At 75.0% G+C, this 19,283-nt stretch carries 20 protein-coding genes and 1 pseudogene; 13 read left to right on the top strand and 8 right to left on the bottom strand.

Annotated elements, in window-relative coordinates:
- Position 1 precedes the first annotated feature (1 nt).
- From WA616_RS08615 to WA616_RS08605, 3 genes are all read right to left on the bottom strand, one after another.
- Positions 2–895 (bottom strand): aldo/keto reductase family oxidoreductase, encoded by an 894-nt coding sequence (locus WA616_RS08615; protein ID WP_336028941.1) that lies wholly within the window; start codon positions 893–895, stop codon positions 2–4.
- Positions 896–936: 41 nt separating this feature from the next.
- The gene (locus tag WA616_RS08610) at positions 937–2,163 is read right to left on the bottom strand and encodes an MFS transporter (protein WP_336028940.1); all 1,227 of its coding nucleotides are present in this window, start codon (positions 2,161–2,163) and stop codon (positions 937–939) included.
- Between the two features lie 136 nt (positions 2,164–2,299).
- Positions 2,300–3,478, bottom strand: a complete 1,179-nt coding sequence (locus WA616_RS08605) for an alcohol dehydrogenase catalytic domain-containing protein (protein WP_073419008.1) — start codon at positions 3,476–3,478, stop codon at positions 2,300–2,302.
- Positions 3,479–3,762: 284 nt separating this feature from the next.
- Here WA616_RS08605 and WA616_RS08600 point away from each other — a divergent pair, with 284 nt between their 5' ends.
- The 4 genes and pseudogenes from WA616_RS08600 (at position 3,763) to WA616_RS08585 (ending at position 7,063) form a co-directional block, all read left to right on the top strand.
- Positions 3,763–5,046, top strand: a complete 1,284-nt coding sequence (locus WA616_RS08600; protein WP_336028937.1) for a M23 family metallopeptidase — start codon at positions 3,763–3,765, stop codon at positions 5,044–5,046.
- 88 nt (positions 5,047–5,134) lie between these two features.
- On the top strand, positions 5,135–5,617 hold the full coding sequence (locus WA616_RS08595; protein WP_336028936.1) for a cation diffusion facilitator family transporter: 483 nt from the start codon (positions 5,135–5,137) through the stop codon (positions 5,615–5,617).
- Positions 5,541–5,957: pseudogene (locus WA616_RS08590) on the top strand (cation diffusion facilitator family transporter); the annotation flags it as partial. The gene WA616_RS08595 and the pseudogene WA616_RS08590, both read left to right, overlap by 77 nt.
- Before the next feature lie 203 nt (positions 5,958–6,160).
- Positions 6,161–7,063: a cytochrome c oxidase assembly protein gene (locus tag WA616_RS08585; RefSeq protein ID WP_336028934.1), complete on the top strand. Its 903-nt coding sequence runs from the start codon at positions 6,161–6,163 to the stop codon at positions 7,061–7,063.
- Between the two features lie 30 nt (positions 7,064–7,093).
- On the opposite strand, the gene WA616_RS08580 is transcribed toward WA616_RS08585, so the two are convergent.
- Positions 7,094–8,683 (bottom strand): MFS transporter, encoded by a 1,590-nt coding sequence (locus WA616_RS08580; protein WP_336028933.1) that lies wholly within the window; start codon positions 8,681–8,683, stop codon positions 7,094–7,096.
- Between the two features lie 80 nt (positions 8,684–8,763).
- Here WA616_RS08580 and WA616_RS08575 point away from each other — a divergent pair, with 80 nt between their 5' ends.
- Genes WA616_RS08575 through WA616_RS08565 form a run of 3 tightly spaced genes read left to right on the top strand, consistent with a single transcriptional unit; the run spans position 8,764 to position 11,374 of the window.
- Positions 8,764–9,282: a metallophosphoesterase family protein gene (locus WA616_RS08575; RefSeq protein WP_336028932.1), complete on the top strand. Its 519-nt coding sequence runs from the start codon at positions 8,764–8,766 to the stop codon at positions 9,280–9,282.
- A complete protein-coding gene (locus WA616_RS08570) occupies positions 9,279–10,523 on the top strand; it encodes an MFS transporter (protein ID WP_336028930.1) in 1,245 nt (414 codons plus the stop codon). Before WA616_RS08575 ends, WA616_RS08570 begins: the two co-directional genes overlap by 4 nt.
- Before the next feature lie 26 nt (positions 10,524–10,549).
- A complete protein-coding gene (locus tag WA616_RS08565; RefSeq protein WP_442901988.1) occupies positions 10,550–11,374 on the top strand; it encodes a putative RNA methyltransferase in 825 nt (274 codons plus the stop codon).
- A 99-nt stretch (positions 11,375–11,473) separates the two neighbouring features.
- Here the strand turns inward: WA616_RS08565 and WA616_RS08560 are convergent, their stop codons facing one another.
- Entirely contained in the window at positions 11,474–11,755 is a 282-nt protein-coding gene (locus WA616_RS08560) for a GlsB/YeaQ/YmgE family stress response membrane protein (RefSeq protein WP_336028927.1), read from the bottom strand.
- A 201-nt stretch (positions 11,756–11,956) separates the two neighbouring features.
- Between WA616_RS08560 and ctaD the strand changes: the two genes are divergently transcribed.
- Positions 11,957–13,714, top strand: coding sequence for an aa3-type cytochrome oxidase subunit I (ctaD, locus tag WA616_RS08555; RefSeq protein WP_336028925.1), 1,758 nt, complete (start codon positions 11,957–11,959; stop codon positions 13,712–13,714).
- A 132-nt stretch (positions 13,715–13,846) separates the two neighbouring features.
- A complete protein-coding gene (gene serB, locus WA616_RS08550; RefSeq protein WP_336028923.1) occupies positions 13,847–15,097 on the top strand; it encodes a phosphoserine phosphatase SerB in 1,251 nt (416 codons plus the stop codon).
- A 155-nt stretch (positions 15,098–15,252) separates the two neighbouring features.
- Here serB and WA616_RS08545 read toward each other — a convergent pair whose 3' ends face one another.
- Together WA616_RS08545 and WA616_RS08540 are read right to left on the bottom strand one after the other, a co-directional pair.
- Entirely contained in the window at positions 15,253–15,819 is a 567-nt protein-coding gene (locus tag WA616_RS08545; RefSeq protein ID WP_336028922.1) for an isochorismatase family protein, read from the bottom strand.
- A gap of 41 nt (positions 15,820–15,860) precedes the next feature.
- Entirely contained in the window at positions 15,861–17,144 is a 1,284-nt protein-coding gene (locus tag WA616_RS08540) for a nicotinate phosphoribosyltransferase (RefSeq protein ID WP_336028921.1), read from the bottom strand.
- A gap of 73 nt (positions 17,145–17,217) precedes the next feature.
- Between WA616_RS08540 and clpS the strand changes: the two genes are divergently transcribed.
- Positions 17,218–17,514 carry an ATP-dependent Clp protease adapter ClpS gene (clpS, locus tag WA616_RS08535; protein ID WP_073419019.1) on the top strand — a complete coding sequence of 99 codons (297 nt, stop codon included), beginning with the start codon at positions 17,218–17,220 and terminating at the stop codon, positions 17,512–17,514.
- Complete coding sequence (locus WA616_RS08530) at positions 17,511–18,008, top strand: DUF2017 family protein (protein ID WP_336028920.1); 498 nt, start codon at positions 17,511–17,513, stop codon at positions 18,006–18,008. The genes clpS and WA616_RS08530 overlap by 4 nt, the downstream gene beginning before the upstream one ends.
- On the opposite strand, the gene WA616_RS08525 is transcribed toward WA616_RS08530, so the two are convergent.
- Positions 17,947–18,303, bottom strand: a complete 357-nt coding sequence (locus WA616_RS08525; protein ID WP_336028919.1) for a hypothetical protein — start codon at positions 18,301–18,303, stop codon at positions 17,947–17,949. The two genes, WA616_RS08530 and WA616_RS08525, sit on opposite strands and share 62 nt — an antisense overlap.
- 97 nt (positions 18,304–18,400) lie before the next feature.
- Between WA616_RS08525 and WA616_RS08520 the strand changes: the two genes are divergently transcribed.
- Positions 18,401–18,874, top strand: coding sequence for a M67 family metallopeptidase (locus tag WA616_RS08520; protein ID WP_336028917.1), 474 nt, complete (start codon positions 18,401–18,403; stop codon positions 18,872–18,874).
- Positions 18,875–19,002: 128 nt separating this feature from the next.
- Entirely contained in the window at positions 19,003–19,281 is a 279-nt protein-coding gene (locus tag WA616_RS08515) for a MoaD/ThiS family protein (RefSeq protein WP_073419023.1), read from the top strand.
- Positions 19,282–19,283: the final 2 nt, after the last annotated feature.

The raw sequence follows: 19,283 nt of genomic DNA, 5'->3' as shown, positions 1-19,283 counted from the left end.
CTCACAGGTCGACGTCGGGCTCCCCGCTGCCGCCGATCCGGTCGAGCTCCTCGAGCTCGGCGGGCCCGAGCACCCGCATCGCCGCCTGCAGGTTCTCCTCCAGGTGGGCCACCGACGAGGTGCCGGGGATCAGCAGGATGTTGGGGGAGCGGGCCAGCAGCCACGCGAGCGCCACCTGCATCGGCGTGGTCTCCAGCCGCCGCGCCACCGTCTCCAGCGCCGCCGACTGCAGCGGGCTGAACCCGCCGAGCGGGAAGAACGGCACGTAGGCCACGTCCTCGCGGGCCAGCGCGTCGAGCATCGGGTCGTCGTCGCGGTGCACGAGGTTGTAGTGGTTCTGCACGCACACGACCGGGGCGATGGCGCGGGCCTCGGCGAACTGCTGCGTCGTCACGTTGGAGACGCCGAGGTGCCGGACGAGCCCCTCCTGCTGCATCTCCGCGAGCGCGCCGAACGGCTCGGCGAGCGAGCGCTCCACGGGCGCGGCGAAGCCGGGCATCCGCAGGTTGACCACGTCGAGCGCCTCGACGCCGAGGTGCTCGAGGTTGTCGTGCACCGCCTGCCGGAGCTCCTCGGGGGAGAGGGCCTCGGGCCACTCGCCCTCCGGCGTCCGCCGGGCGCCGACCTTGGTGACGATCGTCAGCTGCTCCGGATAGGGGTGCAGCGCCTCGCGGATGACCTCGTTGGTCACGTGCGGGCCGTAGTAGTCGCTGGTGTCGATGTGGTCCACGCCCAGCTCGACGGCCCGGCGCAGGACGGCGACGGCGGCGTCGCGGTCGGCGGGCGGGCCCATCACGTGCGGCCCGGCGAGCTGCATGGCGCCGTAGCCGAGCCGGTTGACCGTGCGGTCCCCGAGCGCGAACTGTCCTGACCTCTCGGCGGTGGTCGTCGTCATGACGGCCCTCCTACCCGTCGCACGCGATCCAGTCGCACGTCTCAGGCGGCGTCTCGGGTCGTGGCGTCGAGCTCGCGCGACACCGTGTCGCGCCAGCGGCGGACGTCGGTGTCGACCACCGCGTCCTCGCGGCGGCCGGCGCGGCGGGCGACCAGCGCGAGCGCGGCGCCGGCGAGCGCGAGGCCCGCGCCCACCCACATCGGCGCGGTGTAGCCGAGGCCGCGGGAGAGGACCAGCGCGCCCAGCGCCGCGCCGATGGCGTTGGCCAGGTTGAACGCCGCCTGGTTGGCCGCGGACACCAGGCTGCCGCCGGGCACCCGCGCGGCCTCGATGACGCCGTTCTGCACGACCGGGCCCATCGCGAAGGCGACCAGGCCGAAGAGCACCAGCAGGACGACGGCGGCCGCAGGGACGCGGGCGACCAGCGCGAACACGACCAGCAGGACCGCGGTGACCAGCAGGCCGGCGACGACGAGGGAGAAGCCGAAGCGGTCGCCGAGCCGCCCGCCGGCCAGCGTGCCGACCGTCGTCCCGACGCCGAACAGGGCCAGCACCGGCGTCACCCACGCCTCGGGCAGCCCGGCGAGGTCGGTGAGGATCGGGCTGACGTAGCTGTAGACGCAGAACAGCGCGGCGAACCCGACCATCGTCAGGCCCAGCACCAGCCAGACCTGCCGGCGGCGGAACGCGGCCAGCTCGCTGCGCAGGTCGCTGCGCTCCCCGGCGCCGGCCGGCAGCCAGGCGAGCAGCCCGGCGATGGTGACCAGCCCGATGACGGCGATGCCGCCGAGCACCAGCCGCCAGCTCAGCTGCTGGGCGACCAGGGTGCCCAGCGGGACGCCGGCGACGTTGGCCAGCGTCAGCCCGACCATCATCAGCGAGATCGCCCGGGTCGCCCGCTCCGGCGCCACGAGCCGCCGGGCGGCCACCGCCCCGACGCCGAAGAACGACCCGTGCGCCAGCGCGGTGAGCACCCGGGCGGCGACGAGCGTCTCGTAGGTCGGGGCCACCGCCGACAGGGCGTTGCCGGCGACGAAGACCAGCATCAGCGCGACCAGCGTCTGGCGGGGGGAGAAGCGCACGCCGAGCGCGGTCAGGGTCGGCGCTCCGAGCACCACGCCGATCGCGTAGGCGGAGATGAGCAGGCCGACCGCCGACACCGACACCCCGAGGTCCGCGGCGATCTCGGGCAGCATGCCCATGACCACGAACTCGGTGGTACCGATGCCGAAGGCGCCGATGGCGAGCGCGAGCAGACCGCGGGGCACGGGGGACTCCAGGCAGGACGACGGCGGACGGGGGCGGTGCGGACGTCGTCGTCCGGGTGGTTGCCCTAGCCAACGGCAAGGCACCGGCCGCGCGGGACATGCCCCGCGCGGCCGGTGGGTGTGCTCACAGTGCGGGTCAGGGCTGCAGCAGCACCTTGACCGCGCCGTCCTTCTTCTCCCGGAAGTCCGCGTAGGCCTGGGGGGCCTGCTCCAGCGGCACGCGGTGGGTGGCGAAGTCGTCGACGCCCAGCGGGTCGCCGTCGGCCAGCAGCGGGAGGATGTCGGGGACCCACCGCCACACGTTGGCCTGCCCCATGCGCAGCTGCACCTGCTTGTCGAACATGCGCATGAGCGGCACCGGGTCGGTGGCCCCGCCGTAGACGCCCGACAGCGACACGGTGCCGCCGCGGCGCACCGCCTCGATCGCGGTGTTGAAGGCGGCCAGCCGGTCGATGCCGGCGACCTTCATCACCTGCGCCATGAGCGCGTCGGGCAGGATCGCCGTCGCCTTCTGGGCCAGCTGCGCGCCGGTCGAGCCGTGCGCCTCCATGCCGACCGCGTCGATGACGGCGTCGGCCCCGCGGCCGTCGGTCTTCTCGCGGATCTCACCGACCACGTCGTCCTGGTCGGTGGAGGAGATGACCTCGGTGCCGCGGGCGGTCGCCCGGGCGATCCGCTCGGGGACGACGTCGGAGGCGACGACGCGGAAGCCCAGGTGGGAGGCGATGCGGGTGCACATGTCGCCGATCGGGCCGAGCCCGAGCACGAGCAGCGTCCCGCCGGGCGGCGTCGCGGCGTACTGGACGGCCTGCCAGGAGGTGGGCAGCACGTCGGAGAGGTAGACGAACCGGTCGTCCGGGGGGCCGTCCGGGACCTTGATCGGCAGCGTGTTGCCGAACGGCACCCGCAGGTACTCGGCCTGCCCGCCCGGGACCTGCCCGTAGAGCTTCGTGTAGCCGAACAGCGAGGCGCCGAAGCCCTGCTCGCGGTTCTGCGTGGTCTCGCACTGCGACTGCAGGCCCTGCGAGCACATCCAGCAGGTGCCGCAGGAGATGTTGAAGGGGACGACCACCCGGTCGCCGGGCTTCACGGCGGTCACCGCGGAGCCCACCTCGCGGACGATCCCCATGGGCTCGTGGCCCATGACGTCGCCCTTCGACATGAACGGGGCCATCACCTCGATGAGGTGGAGGTCGGACCCGCAGATGCCGCTCGAGGTGATCTCGACGACGACGTCGGTGTCCTCCTCGATCCTCGGATCGGGGACGGTGTCCACCTGTACGTCGGCACGTCCGTGCCAGGTGACTGCGCGCACGAGTCTGCTCCTCGGGTCGTCGAGCGGGGTCTCGGAGGGCCTCCTGCCCGCTGTGGGCCTGATCGCCCCTGGTTCAACGCTCAACCGGCGTGTTCGTCACCGACCGTGACGCGGGCTCGACGGGGCGTCGAATGACAACCGTGCAGCTCTGTGGCGCGGGCCACACATCCGGCCCTGCATACCCACCTCGGCAGATCACGAACCGGTCACGACGTGTTTACATGGGCCCCGCCCGCTCCCCCGGGCACCGCAGTACGTCCCTGTCCCCGACGGAAGTCAGGTGCATGACCGAGCTCCACCCCGACCGCCTCCTCGACGGAGGGAAGGCCCCGCAGCACGGCGAGGCCGGCCCCCTCCGGAAGGCCGCGGCGGCGACGTCGGACCGACGTCGCTCCCCGGCCGGAGCGGCCGCCCGCACGGCCCCGCAGCGACGTCAGGGGGAGACGTCGCCGACCGGAGAGCCCCGTCCGGGATCCCGTCCCGCCCGCCGTCCGAGCCCGCGCCCGCGGCCCACGCCGCACCCCCGCTCGGCACCCGCCGCCCTCGAGGTCCGCGCCGTCGTCGTCGACGCATGTGACGAGGCGCCCACCGAGGCGCCCGCCGACGTCGTCGAGGAGGTCCTCGCGGCCGAGCCGGTGACCGGCGTCGCCGAGGCCGCGGGGTTGGCCGAGGCGGCCGGCGCCCGGGCCCTCGAGGCCGTGGCCGCCGCGCCGCTCGAGGTGCCCGCGGCCGAGGCCGAGGTCGCGGACGACGACGTGTCCCCGGACGCGGAGGTCGACGACCGGCCCGACCGGGCTCCCGTCACCGTCGTCGCGGGCCACGGCCGGCACCGCGAGCGCGGCCTGCGCCTCCCGCGCCGCCGCCCGGCGTTCTACCTCGCCGCGGCCCTCGTCGGCGCGGTCGGCGTCGCCACGTTCTCCGTCGGCGACCGGGTCGCCCAGGCCGACGACCCCGGGGCGACCAGCACCTCGGTGAGCGTCGCGCAGGAGCTCGGCATCGACGGCGGGGAGCTCTCGGCGGCCGCCGAGCAGGCCACCCTCCGCTCCGACGCGGTGCTGCTCGGCGCGGTCACCGCCAGCCGGACCGCCCGCGAGGCCGAGCAGGCCACCGCCGCCCAGGTGCAGGCCGACGCCGACCGCGCCGCCGCCGAGGCCGCCGCCGAGGCCGCCCGGCCCAAGGCGGTCATGCCGATCGACGGCGCCCGGCTCACCAGCACGTTCGGCGCCCGCTGGGGCACGCTGCACGCCGGCATCGACCTGGCGGCCCCCATGCTGACGCCCGAGTACGCCGCCGCCGACGGGGTCGTCCTCGAGGCGGGCCCGGCCAGCGGCTACGGCAACGTGGTCTACATCCAGCACGAGAACGGTGACGTGACCGTCTACGGGCACATGGAGGAGGTCCTCGTGCAGCCCGGGCAGGTGGTCCGCGCCGGGGACACCATCGCCCTGCTCGGCAACCGCGGTCAGTCGACCGGCCCGCACCTGCACTTCGAGGTGCACGTCGGCGGCATCGACGGCCAGAAGGTCGACCCGATCCCGTGGCTACGGGAGCGCGGCGTCGTCGTCTAGGTCGCCGTCCGGGTCGCCGGCCCCCTCCCCGCACGTCGGGCAGGGGGCCGCGCCGTCCCCGGAGGACACTGGTGGGGTCGGTGGGCCGATGGGAGCCGGACACGCGCACGACCACGGCACCGCCGCGGGGGCCTCCCGCGGCCGGCCGGCGGTCGTGCTGGGTCTCACGCCAGCGGTGCTGGCGGCCGAGGTCGTCGGGTCGGTGGTGTCGGGCTCGCTGGCACTGCTCGCCGACGCCGGCCACATGGCCACCGACGCGCTCGGCGTGGGCCTCGCCCTCGGCGCGGTCACGCTGGCGCAGCGGCCCGCGCGCGGCCGGCGCACGTTCGGCCGGCAGCGGGTGGAGATCCTCGCCGCGGTGGCCGACGGGCTGCTGCTCGCCGGGGTCGCGGTGTTCGTCGTGGTCGAGGCGGTCCGCCGGATCGGCGACCCGCCGGAGATCGACTCCGGCGTGGTGCTCGTCGTCGGCGGCCGGAGGCCTGGCCGCCGACCCCGTGGGGCTGGCGCTGCTGCACCGGGGCCGGGGCACCTCGCCGGCCGTCCGCGGCGCGCACCTGGAGGTGCTCGGTGACGCGCTCGGCTCGGTCGCCGTCCTCGTCGCCGGCGCCGTCGTCGCGCTCACCGGGTGGACGCCGGCCGACACCGTCGCCGCGCTCGTCGTGGGCTGCCTGGTCCTGCCGCGGGCGTGGTCGCTGCTGCGGGAGTCGCTCGACGTGCTGCTCGAGGCCGCCCCGCGCGACGTCGACCTCGACGAGGTGCGCGCCCACCTGCTCGGCGTCGAGGGCGTCATCGGCGTCCACGACCTGCACGCCTGGACCATCACCTCGGGGCTGCCGGTGCTGTCCGCGCACGTCGTCGTCACCGACGAGGCGCTCGCCGAGGGCCACGGCGGGCGGATCCTCGACTCGCTGGGCACCTGCCTGGGCGCCCACCTCGACGTCGACCACTGCACCTCCCAGCTGGAGGCCGAGGCGCACGCCGGTCACGTGGCGCCCGTCCACGACTGGTCGAGTGGCACAGTGGGGGAGCGCGACCGATCGGACCGGAGGTACTGGTGGAGCACGGGCACCACTCGGGCATGTGGGTGCCCGGCGAGCCACCCACGTGGGGACGGATGTTCCTGCCGCACCTCGACGCCTGGTCGGTGCTGCCGGTGCTCGCCCTGCTCGGCATCGCCGCCTACGCGGTCGGCGTGGTCCGGGTGCGCCGCTCGGGCGTGGCCTGGCCGTGGTGGCGCGCGGCGGCGTGGGTCGCGGGCTGCCTGTCGCTGTTCGCCGTCACCGGGACCTGGCTGAACGGCTACAGCATGGTGCTGTTCAGCGTGCACATGGCCCAGCACATGGTGCTGTCCATGGTGGCGCCGCTGCTGCTGCTCCTCGGCCGGCCGGTGACCCTCGCCCTGCGCGCGCTGCCGCGTGGGCGGGGCGTGGCCGGGGTGCCGCGGGCGCTGCTGCTCGACGCCCTGCACAGCCGGGTGGCGCGGTTCGTCTCGCACCCGCTGTTCACGCTGCCGCTGTTCCTGGTCAGCCTCTACGGCGTCTACTTCACGCCCGTGTTCGACGCCCTCATGGGCGACCCGGTCGGGCACCAGTTCATGCTCGCCCACTTCACCGTGACCGGGCTGCTGTTCTTCGGGCCGATCCTCGCCCAGGACCCGTGGCCCCGGCAGGTCGGCCACGCCGGGCGGATGCTCGAGCTGCTGATCCCGATGCCGCTGCACGCCTTCTTCGGCGTCGCGATCATGATGTCGACGTCGCTGGTGGTGCGGACCTTCGCCGAGCCGCCGGCCGGCTGGGGCGTCGACCCCCTCGCCGACCAGAACACGGCCGGCAGCATCGCCTGGTCCTTCGGCGAGCTGCCGACCGTGTTCGTGCTGGCCGTGGTGCTGTTCAGCTGGATGGGGTCGGAGGAGCGCCGCGGCCGCCGGATCGACCGGGCCGCCGTGCGCACCGACGACGCGGAGCTCGAGGCCTACAACGCCCGGCTCCGCGCGATGGCCGCCCGCTCCGGGAGCTGAGCGGGCGGCCGCGCGGCGCCTGTCCGGGCCTCAGCCGACGTGGACGGGCGCGTCCCCGGCGGGCAGGTCGTCCTTGGTCGCCTTGATGAGCAGCGCCGCGGCGACGGCGCCGAGCACCAGCAGCGCGGCGGCCCAGGTGAAGGCGGTCGTATAGCCCTCCACCTGCGCCTGCAGCGCGACGGCCGCGGGGTCCTGCGGCGTCGGCGAGGCCAGCACGTCGGCCGAGTAGGCGCTGATCGCGCCGACCGACAGCGAGGCCAGGACGGCGGTGCCGATCGAGGCGCCCACCTGCTGCGTGGCGTTGAGCATCGCGCTCGCGGCCCCGGCGTCGTGCTCGCCGGCACCCACCAGCGCGAGGTTCGACAGCGGCACGAAGGTGAAGCCAAGACCCAGGCCCAGCAGCAGCTGGCCCGGGAACGCCAGGGCCCAGAAGCCGCTGTCGACGCCGAGGAACGACATGGTGAACAGCCCTGCCGCGGCCAGCAGCCCGCCGAGCACCATGAGCGGCTTCGGGCCGACCCGCGGCACCAGGGCGCTCGCCGCGCCGGCCGAGATGAACACGCCCAGCGTGGTGGGCAGCGAGGCGGCGCCCGCGACGACGGGCTCGTAGCCGAGCACCTGCTGGAAGTACAGGCTCAGGAAGAAGAACGCCCCGATCAGCCCGGCGCCGACCAGCGTCGAGGTGAGGTAGGCGCCGCCGCGGTTGCGGTCGAGGACGATGCGCATCGGCAGCAGCGGGTTGCGGGTGCGCAGCTCCAGCAGCACGAACAGCGCCACCAGCACCAGCCCGCCCACGATGAACACCCACGCGAGGCCGTCGGTCCAGCCGCTGGCCGGCGTCACGAAGTCCCGGCCGCCCTGCGCGGCGATCTGGCCGTTGGCGGCCTGCGCCTCGCCGGCGTTGGTCTGCGACGCCTCGGCGACCCGGGTGAAGCCGTAGACGATCGCGGCGAGGCCGAGGGTGATGAGCACCGCCCCGGGGATGTCGTACTTCGTGTCCCCGGGCGCCTTGCTCTCCGGCACGATCGGGATGGCCAGGACGACGGCGAGCAGCGCCACCGGCAGGTTGACCCAGAAGCACCAGCGCCAGTCGGCGTACTCGGTGAGGACGCCGCCGAGCAGCAGGCCGACGGCCGAGCCGCCGCCGGCGATCGCGCCGTAGACGCCGAAGGCCTTGGCCCGCTCCTTCGGGTCGGTGAACAGGACGGTCAGCAGGGCCAGCGACGCGGGCGCGAGCAGCGCGCCGAAGACGCCCTGCAGCGCGCGGGCGGCAAAGAGCATGCCCTCGTTCTGGGCGATGCCGCCGAGGGCCGAGGCGATGGCGAAGCCCGCGGCGCCGACCAGGTAGGTGCGCTTGCGGCCCCAGAAGTCGGCGATGCGGCCGCCGAGGAGCAGGAAGCCGCCGAAGGTGAGGGTGTAGGCCGTGACGATCCACTGCTGCGTGGCCGCGCTGATGCCCAGGTCGGCCGACACGGCGGGCAGCGCGATGTTGACGATCGTGGCGTCGAGGATGACCAGCAGGACGGTCATCGCGATGACGCCCAGCGCCAGCCAGCGCTTCTCGTAGGGCTCCGACGCCGGGGTGACCGGCTCTGCGGAGGGGGACGACGGGTGGGTCATGGAGGTCCTCGGGGACTCGTGCGGGGAGCGGCCGAGGTCATCGGCCGCGAGGCAAACTAACCCCCTGCGACCATGTCGTCGTGGCCGTTTCGCTGGTGGTGACCGCCGACACGCACCTGCCCAAGCGTGCGCGTGACCTACCTCATTCCCTCTGGGCCGCCATCGACGCCGCCGACCTCGTGGTGCACGCCGGCGACTGGGTCGACGTGGCCCTGCTCGACCTCCTCGAGGCCCGCTCCCGCCGGCTGCTGGCCGTGCACGGCAACAACGACCACGGCCCGCTGCGCGAGCGGCTGCCGGAGGTCGCCCGCGCCGAGGTGGAGGGGCTGCGGATCGCCGTCGTCCACGAGACCGGGGCCGCCACGGGGCGCGAGCGCCGCTGCGCCGCGCGGTTCCCGGACACCGACGTCCTGTTCTTCGGCCACAGCCACATCCCGTGGGACACCGTGGCGCCGAGCGGGGGGATGCCGTCGGGCCTCCGGCTGGTCAACCCCGGCTCGCCCACCGACCGCCGCCGCCAGCCGCACGGCACCTTCGTGACCGCGGTCGCCGACGCCGGCGCGCTGACCGGGGTCACGTTCCACCCCGTCCCGCGGTGACGGCGCCGGCCGCCGAGCCCGCCGCCGCCCCGCCCCGCGCCCGCTGGCGCCACCTCGGCGTCGGCCTCACCGGGCTGGTCGCCGCCTGCGCGGCGCAGAACGGCCTGCCCTTCCTCACCGTCGCGCTGCGCGCCGAGGGACTGACGCTGCCGCAGGTCGGCCTGCTCGTCAGCGCCCCGACCGCGGGGCTGGTCTGCACCCTGCTCCTCTGGGGAGCGCTGGCCGACCGGTACGGCGAGCGGCTCGTGCTCAGCGCCGGCCTGGCCGTGGCCGCCGGCGCGCTCACGGGCGCGGCCCTGGCCGACGGCGCCCTCGCCACCGGCCTCTGGCTGCTGGTGGCCGGCGGCGGCAGCGCCTCGGTGCACGCCGCCAGTGGCCGCCTCGTGCTCGGCTGGTTCCCGCCCGAGCAGCGTGGCCTGGCGATGGGCATCCGCCAGGCCGGGCAGCCGCTGGGCGTGGGCCTGGCCGGGCTGCTGCTGCCGCGGCTGGCCGGCGACGGTCCCGGCGGTGCCTTCGCCCTGCTCGCGGCGGGCTGCGCGGCGACGGCGGTGCTCGTCGGCGTGCTGGTGCGCGACCCCGCCCGCCCGCCGCGCGCCCCCGGTGCCCCGCGGCCCGCCTCGCCCTACCGCGGCCCGATGCTGTGGCGGGTGCACGCGGCGAGCACCCTGCTCGTGGTGCCGCAGTTCGCCGTCGCGGGGCTCGCCTTCGACTGGCTGGTGCGCGACGGCGGCTGGAGCGCGGCCGGCGCCGGCACGCTGCTGGCCGCCTCGCAGGCCGGCGGGGTGGCCGCGCGGCTGGGCGCGGGCACGTGGTCCGACCGCGTGGGCAGCCGGCTCGGGCCGCTGCGCCGGGTGGCCGCGGCGGTCGCCGTCGTCGTGGGGGTGCTCGCCGTCGTCGCCGCGCTCACCCCCGGCGTCCTCGGCCCCGTGGTCGCGGCCGGGGCGGTGGCCGTCGCCGCGGTCGCCGCGGTCAGCCCCAACGGCGTGGCCTTCACCTCGGTGGCCGAGCAGGCCGGCAGCGCCTGGGCCGGGCGGGCGCTCGGCGCGCACAACACCGTGCAGAACCTGGCGGCGGCGCTGACCGTCCCGGCCGCGGCGCTGCTCGTCGACGGCGGGCCCGGCTACTGGGCGGCCTTCGCGGTCGGCGCGGCCGCCGCGCTCGCCGCCGTCGCCGTGGTCCCCGGGCGGGCCGCCGAGGCCCCGCCCCCGCCCGCACTGCCCGCGACGGCGGCGGCCCGGTGAGCCGCCGGTCCTGGCCGCCGCGCGCGGTGGGGCTGCTGGCCTGCCCCGTGTGCGGCGCGCCGCTGGCGGCCCTGCCCGCCGACACCGGCCTGCGCTGCCCGGCCGGCCACTCCTTCGACCGCGCCCGGCAGGGCCACGTCACGCTGCTGCCGCCGGGGCACACGCCGCCGTCGGGCGACAGCGCCGGGATGGTCGCCGACCGGGCGGAGGTGCTCGCCGCGGGCACCTACGCCGGGCTGACCGCCGCGCTCGCCACCGCGGTGGCGGCGGGGGAGGGGCCGGTCGGGTCCGTGCTCGACCTGGGCGGCGGCACGGGCCACCACCTCGCGGGCGTGCTCGACGCGCTGCCGGAGGCGGTCGGCGTGGTGCTCGACTCCTCGCGGTACGCCGCGCGCCGGGCGGCCGGGATCTCGCCGCGCGCGATGGCCGTCGTCGCCGACACCTGGGCGCGGCTGCCGGTTCGCGACGGCGCGGTCGACCGGGCGATGGTCGTCTTCGCGCCGCGCAACGGCCCGGAGACGGCGCGGGTGCTGCGCCCCGGCGGGCGGCTGGTGGTGGCCACCCCGGCACCCGACCACCTCGCCGAGCTGGTGGGCCCGCTCGGGCTGCTGCGCGTCGACCCGGACAAGGCGGCGCGCCTGTCGGGATCGCTGGAGCCGCACCTGCGGCCCGCGGGCGCGGCGGCGCACCGGGAGGAGCTGGAGCTCGACTCCCGCGCGGTGGCCGCCGTCGTCGGCATGGGGCCGCACGCCCGCCACCTCGCGCCGGGGGAGCTCGCCGGGCGGCTGGCGGGGCTGCCGCCGCGGGTCCGGGTGACCCTCGCCGTCGACGTCACCACCTGGACCGCCTGACCAGACCGTCTGACCCCGGACGCGCCGGAGGGGCCCGGCCGACGTGGCCGGGCCCCTCCGGCGCGATCGGATCAGGCCCCGCAGGGGGCCGTCACCGGGTCAGACGCGCGTGCCGCGGGCCCGTCCGCGCGTGGCGAAGACGTAGACCAGGAGCACCACGATGGCGCCGATGATCGAGCCGATGATCCCGGCGGTGCCGATCTCGAAGCCGCGTCCGCTGAGCAGGCTGCCGAGCAGGTTGCCGACGAACGAGCCGATGACGCCGAGGACGATCGTCATCCCGACGCTCATGGACTGCTTGCCGGGGACGACGGCGCGGGCGATGAAGCCGGCGATGGCGCCGACCACGATCAGCACGATGATGTTCCAGAGGATCTCCACGGTGGACCTCCCGAGCAGGTGGCCTTGGTGGCCGGGGCCTGGGATCTCCAGAGCCGGACGTTCTTGTTCCCGGCCTGAGCAGGGCGGAAACCATCGTGATCATGATGTGACCCTGCGTCGCGCCGGAGGGGTGCCGCGGGCGGCGGCGCGCCTGCCCGGGCGGGCCGGACGTGTCCCGCCGAGTCGGTCTAAGCTGCGGCCGTGACGATCGCGCCTGCACCGATCGTGAGCCGGCCCAGCCCGGCTCGCGAGGTCCAGCGGGGTGCGCGGCTCTCGAACCTGCTGCGGACCACGGACCACAAGACCATCGGCCTGATGTACATGGCCACCTCGTTCGCCTGGTTCATCGTGGGTGGCTTCATGGCCATGCTGATCCGCGGTGAGCTCGGCCAGCCCGGGCTGCAGTTCCTCTCGCCCGAGCAGTACAACCAGCTCGTCACGATGCACGGCACGATCATGCTGCTGATGTTCGCGACGCCGCTGTTCTTCGCGTTCTCGAACCTGATCATGCCGCTGCAGATCGGTGCCCCCGACGTCGCGTTCCCGCGGCTGAACGCCTTCTCCTACTGGCTGTTCCTCTTCGGTGGCCTGATCCTCATCTCCGGCTTCTTCACGCCGGGCGGCGCGGCCGACTTCGGCTGGTACGCCTACACCCCGCTGTCCGACGTGGTCCACAGCCCGGGTGCCGGCGCGAACCTGTGGATCGTGGGTCTGGCCGTCTCGGGTCTGGGCACCATCCTCGGCGCGGTCAACTTCACCGCCACGATCGTCTGCCTGCGGGCGCCGGGCATGACCCTGTTCCGGATGCCGATCTTCACCTGGAACACGCTGGTCACCAGCCTGCTGGTGCTGCTGGCCTTCCCGATCCTCACCGCCGCGCTGCTCGCGCTGCTGGCCGACCGCCAGCTCGGTGCACTCGTCTTCTCCGACGAGAACGGCGGCGCGATGCTGTGGCAGCACCTCTTCTGGTTCTTCGGCCACCCCGAGGTCTACATCATCGCCCTGCCGTTCTTCGGCATCATCACCGAGGTCATCCCGGTGTTCAGCCGCAAGCCGCTGTTCGGCTACAAGGGCATGGTCGGCGCGACGCTGCTCATCGGTGGCCTGTCGCTGACGGTGTGGGCGCACCACATGTACGCCACCGGCGCGGTCCTGCTGCCGTTCTTCGCGTTCCTGACCTACCTGATCGCGGTCCCCACCGGCATCAAGTTCTTCAACTGGATCGGCACCATGTGGCGCGGCCAGCTGACGTTCGAGACGCCGATGCTGTTCTCGATCGGCTTCCTCGTCACCTTCCTCCTCGGTGGCCTGACCGGCGTCCTGCTGGCCAGCCCGCCGCTGGACTGGCACGTCAACGACAGCTACTTCGTCGTCGCCCACTTCCACTACGTCGTCTTCGGCACCGTGGTGTTCGCCGCCTACGCGGGCATCTACTTCTGGTTCCCGAAGATGTCCGGCCGGATGATGGACGAGCGGCTGGGCAAGCTGCACTTCTGGCTGACGTTCATCGGCTTCCACGCCACGTTCCTGGTCCAGCACTGGCTGGGCACCCAGGGCATGCCGCGCCGGTACGTCGACTACCTGCCCACCGACGGCTTCACGACGCTGCACGTCATCTCGACGATCGGCTCGTTCGTCCTCGGCGCCTCGACCATCCCGTTCTTCTACAACGTGGCCAAGTCGTGGAAGTACGGCCGGCTCGCGCTGCGCGACGACCCGTGGGGCCACGGCAACTCGCTCGAGTGGGCCACCTCCTCGCCGCCGCCGCGGCACAACTTCACCGAGATCCCGCGGATCCGGTCGGAGCGCCCGGCGTTCGAGGCGCACTACCCGCACCTCATCGAGCGGCTGCACGCCGAGGCGCACGTCGGCAAGCGGCACGAGCCCTACGGCGGGGTCAGCGAGCTCGCCAACGGCACCGGCCCGCGTCAGGGTCCGAACGACCCCGACCCGTTCTGATCCGCCCGGCCGTTCGCTGACGGCCACCGCGATCGCACGTCACGACGCCCCGTCGGCTCCGGCCGGCGGGGCGTCGGCGTTCCGCGGGACCACCGCCCAGGCTCCGGAGCGGGGTGCGGCACGATGACCGCCGTGCCGCTCGACCCCACGCCCCGCGTCCGGCCGGACAGCCCCAGCGACGGACCGCGCGCGCTGCTCACGGTCACCGGCGCCGACCGGCCCGGGGTCACCGCCCGCCTGTTCGGCGCGCTGGCCGGGGACGCCGGCGTGCCGCCGCTCGAGGTGGTCGACGTCGAGCAGGTCGTCGTGCACGGGCACCTCGTGCTCGGCGTCGTCGTCGGGGCGCTGCCCGCGGACGGGCCGGTCGACGAGGACGCCTTCCTGACCGCGCTCGCCACGCTGGCCGACGGCGTCGAGGCCGCCACCGGCGTGCGGGTCGCGGTCGAGTCGGCGTCGGACCGGCGGGCCGCGGTGTCCGGCCGCGCCCACCACGTGACCCTGCTCGGCCGCCCGGTGCCGCCGTCGGCCGTCGCGGGCGCCGCCACCGCCATCGCCGGCGTGGGGGGCAACATCGACGCGATCCGGCGGCTGTCGGACCACCCCGTCACGGCCCTCGAGCTGACCGTCTCCGGCGCCGAGGCCACCGCGCTGCGCACCGCGCTCGCCGCCGTCGCCACCGCGACCGGCGCCGACCTCGCCGTCGAGCCCGTGGGCCTGGCCCGGCGCAGCAAGCGGCTGATCGTCCTCGACGTCGACTCCACGCTCGTGCGCGGCGAGGTCATCGACGAGCTGGCCGCCCGCGCCGGGCGGGCCGCCGAGGTCGCGCGCATCACCGCCGCCGCCATGAACGGCGAGCTCGACTTCGCCGAGTCGCTGCGCGCCCGCGTGGCCACGCTGGCCGGCCTGCCGGTCGAGGTGCTCGACGAGGTCCGCGAGCACCTCGAGCTGACCCCCGGTGCCCGCACCCTCATCCGCACGCTGCAGCGGCACGGCTTCCGCTGCGGCATCGTGAGCGGCGGCTTCACCCAGATCACCGACCCGCTGGCCGCCTCGCTCGGCCTGGACTTCGCCGCGGCCAACACCCTCGCGGTGGCCGACGGGCGCCTCACCGGCGGCCTCGTCGGGGAGATCGTCGACCGCGCCGGCAAGGCCCGCGCGCTGGCCCGCTTCGCCGGCGAGCACGGCATCCCGCTGGAGCAGACCGTGGCCGTCGGCGACGGCGCCAACGACCTCGACATGCTCAACGCCGCGGGCCTCGGCATCGCCTTCAACGCCAAGCCGGTGGTGCGCGAGCAGGCGCACACCGCGCTCAACCAGCCCTACCTCGACGCCGTCCTGCAGGTCCTCGGCTTCACGAGGGACGAGGTGCTGGAGAGTCTGTGATCTGTACTCTCCGTCGGCCTACCGGCCTCCACCGCGGCCAGGTGCCGTTCCCAGCCTGAGCTGAGCCCCGTCACGTCGTCCCGGTCGGGATCCTCCGGCCCCGCGACCGGTCCGCCGTCCTCCGCAGGGGCGGCTCACCTCCCTGGTGACCCGCCTCAGGGGCGGTGCACGCTCCCCTCGAGCTCGACGCCGGCGGTGCGGAGCTGGTCGAGGGCCGCCGCGGTCGACCCCTCGGCGACGCCGGCCGTCAGGTGCAGCAGCACGCGGGTGGCGAAGCCCTCCGCGACGGCGTCGAGCGCGGTGGCCCGCACGCAGTGGTCGGTGGCGATGCCGACGACGTCGACGGCGTCCACGCCGTGCCCGCGCAGCCAGTCGGCGAGCGGCACCCCGTCGGCGCTTCCCTCGAAGCCGGAGTAGGCGGCGGCGTACTCGCCCTTGTCGAAGACCGCCTCGATCGGCTCGCGGTCCAGCGCCGGGTGCAGCTCCACCCCGCCGGTGCCGACGACGCAGTGCGCCGGCCACGTCTCCAGGTAGTCCGGCTGCTCGGCGAAGTGGCCGCCCGGGTCGACGTGGTGGTCGCGGGTGGCGACGACGTGGTCGTAGCCGCCGGCGCGCACGTGGGCGGTCACCGCCTCCGCCACCGCCGCGCCGCCGGCCACCGCCAGGCTGCCCCCCTCGCAGAAGTCGTTCTGCACGTCCACGACCACCAGTGCGCGCGTCACCGCCGGACCTCCCTCATGCCGCCACCCTCGTGCCGCCACCCTCACGCCGTTGCCGTCTCCAGGGCCGGTTCCCCGCGGGACAGCGCCCATGCCTCGGCCGGCAGCGCCTCCCGCACCCGCCGGTGGTGCTCCGCGGCCGCGGCGAGCGCCTCCGCGGGCGAGGCCGGGGACACCACCTCGCCGCCGCGCACGAGCGGCACCACGAGCGAGCGGTCGCCGTCGCGCGGCTCGACCGGCCCGGCGGTCACCAGCTCGGCGACGGCGGTGCCGTCGGCGTCGTGCCGGCGGACGGCGGACTTGCGCCCGCCCGTGGAGTTCTTGCCCTCCGAGCGCTTGGCCACCGGCACGCCGTCGCGCTCGACCAGCTTGTAGACCATCCCGGCCGTCGGGGCGCCGGAGCCGGTGACCAGCGAGGTGCCGACGCCGTAGCCGTCGACCGGCGCGGCCATCAGCCCCGAGATGGCGAACTCGTCGAGGTCGCTGGTCACGATGATCTTCGTCCCCGCGGCGCCGAGCTCGTCGAGCTGGCGGCGGGCGGCGGTGGCCAGGGTGGGCAGGTCGCCGGAGTCCAGCCGGATCGCGCCGAGCCCCGGCCCGGCCACCTCGACGGCGGTGCGGATGCCCTGCACGACGTCGTAGGTGTCCACCAGCAGCGTGGTGCCGACGCCGAGGGTGTCGACCTGCGCGCGGAAGGCGGCGGCCTCGTCGTCGTGCAGGAGCGTGAAGGCGTGCGCGCTGGTGCCCGTCGTCGGGACGCCGTAGCGCCGGCCGGCCTCCAGGTTGGAGCTGGCCACGAAGCCGACCAGGTGCGCGGCCCGGGCGGCGGCGACGGCGGCCTGCTCGTGGGTGCGCCGCGAGCCCATCTCGATGCACGGCCGCTCGCAGGCCGCGCCGACCATCCGGGCGGCCGCGGAGGCGATCGCGCTGTCGTGGTTGAGCACCGACAGCACCAGGGTCTCCAGCAGCACGCCCTGGGCGAAGGGCGCGCGCACGGTGAGCACGGGGGAGTGGGGGAAGAAGAACTCGCCCTCGGCGTAGCCGTCGACGTCGCCGGTGAACCGGAAGTCGGCCAGCCAGTCCAGCAGCCGGGCGTCGGTCAGGCCCTGCTCGCGCAGGGTGGCCAGCTCCTCGTCGCCGAAGCGGAAGGCCGGCAGCTGCTCCAGCAGCCGGCCGGTGCCGGCCACGACGCCGTAGCGGCGGCCGTGCGGCAGCCGGCGGGAGAAGACCTCGAAGACGCAGTCGCGGTCGGCGGTGCCGTCGGCGAGCGCGGCGGCGACCATCGTCAGCTCGTACCGGTCGGTGAGGAGCGCGGGACCCGTCGGCATGATCCCGACCCTAGGTCGGCCGCCGGGGGCGCACCCGCGGGGACCGGGGAGGCCGCCGTCCTAGAGTGGTCGCGTGGCCGGACCGCTCGCGCCGACACGGACGCCCGATCCCACGGTGGAGGAGGTCGAGGACCTCGACCGCCCGTGGGTGACCATCGTCTGGAACGACCCCGTCAACCTCATGACCTACGTGACGCACGTGCTGCGGGAGCTGTTCGGCTACGACGAGCCGACGGCGACCACGCTCATGCTGCAGGTGCACAACGACGGCAAGGCCGTGGTCAGCTCCGGCCCGCGCGAGCGGATGGAGCACGACACCAGCCGGCTGCACGCCTACGGCCTGTGGGCCACCTACCAGAAGGACGCATGAGGCCGTTCCGCCGCAGGGGCAGCGACGTCGTCGCCCGCCTCGAGCCCGCCGAGTCCGGGGTGCTCGGGATGCTGCTCGACCAGCTCGAGCAGCTGCTGACCGCCGACCCCGACGACGTCGACGGCGACCCGGTGCTGGCCCGCCTGTTCCCGGCCGGGCACCGCAGCGACCCCGCGCTGGCCGCCGACTACCGCGAGCTCACCGAGACGGCGCTGCGCGGCGGCAAGACCGACGACCTCGCCGCCGTCCGGGCCTCGCTGCCCGCAGGCGGGGGAGAGGTGCGCCTGGACCCCGACCAGGCCGGCGCCTGGCTGCGCACCACCAACGACCTGCGGCTCGCGCTCGGCGAGCGGATCGGGATCACCGAGGAGACCGAGCCGCCGGAGGACCCGGCCGGCGAGGAGGGCCAGCAGCTGTCCGTCTACTACTGGCTCACCGGGCTGCAGGGGTCGCTGGTCGACGCGGTCGCCGCCGCACGCGACGCCCGAAGGTGAGCAGCACCAGCGCCGCGAGCAGCAGGTCCAGCACGAAGAAGACCGGCACCAGGCTCGGCAGCTCGAGGTCGCGCACCACCGCACCGACGGCGGAGACGAGCACGACGGCCGACAGCGCCAGCACGAGCAGCAGCGTCAGGGAGCGGACGGCGACCAGCAGCGCCAGCGACACCCGGTCGGCGGTGACGTCGCTGCTGTAGTGCCCGCTCCGGCGGGTCAGCCCGCGCAGGCCGAGCCACAGGGCGGGGAGCGCGACGGCGAGCACCCCCGCCACCATGAACAGCTCGACCGCCACGGGTCCGCACCGTATCCGGTGGGCATCGGCGCGGTGTCCGGCCCCGGTCGGGCGACCGTCGTCCCGGTGCCGGGAGGGCGCCACCTAGACTGGGCCCGTGCTGCGCATCGACCGCGCGACCTACGACGCCATCGTGGCCCACGCCCGGGAGGACCACCCGGACGAGGCCTGTGGCGTCGTCGCCGGTCCCGAGGGCAGCGACCGTCCCGAGCGGTTCATCCCGATGCTCAACGCCGCCCGGTCGCCGACGTTCTACGAGTTCGACTCGGCCGACCTGCTGCGCCTGTACCGGGAGATGGACGACCGGGACGAGGAGCCGGTGGTGATCTACCACTCGCACACCGCCACCGAGGCGCACCCGTCGCGCACCGACGTCAGCTACGCCTCCGAGCCGAACGCGCACTACGTGCTCGTCTCCACGCGGGAGCACGGGAACCGCACCGGGCTCGAGGGCGACGAGGTCGAGTTCCGCAGCTTCCGGATCGTCGACGGCGAGGTGAACGAGGAGGACGTCGAGGTCGTCGAGTCCTACCTGTTCGGCCACTCGCCGACCACCGTCGTCTACGACTGAGCGGCGACCGGCCCGTCGCTGTGCCGCGGGGCACGGAATCCCCCGCGGCGGACCGGCGTTCCCCCTGGCAAGCCACGCCCCCGAGGCGTCCCCGCACGTCCCCACCCTCCCGAGGAGAACCGCACGCCATGGCCATCGAGGTCCGGATCCCGACCATCCTGCGCACCCACACCGGCGGCAACAAGACCGTCGAGGGCAGCGGGGACACCCTGGCCGCGCTCGTCGACGACCTCGACGCCAAGCACCCCGGCATCAAGGGCCGCCTGGTGACCGAGGAGGGCAAGCTGCACCGCTTCGTGAACGTCTACGTCAACGACGAGGACGTGCGCTTCACCGGCGCGCTCGACACCGCCGTCAAGGACGGCGACCAGGTGACGATCCTCCCGGCGGTCGCCGGCGGCTGCTGACG

It is taken from the genome of Geodermatophilus sp. FMUSA9-8, from assembly GCF_037034165.1.
Taxonomy (GTDB): Bacteria; Actinomycetota; Actinomycetes; order Mycobacteriales; family Geodermatophilaceae; genus Geodermatophilus; species Geodermatophilus nigrescens.
The sequence above is the reverse complement of the archived record's forward strand: the minus strand, read 5'-3'. Positions and strand labels throughout refer to the sequence as shown.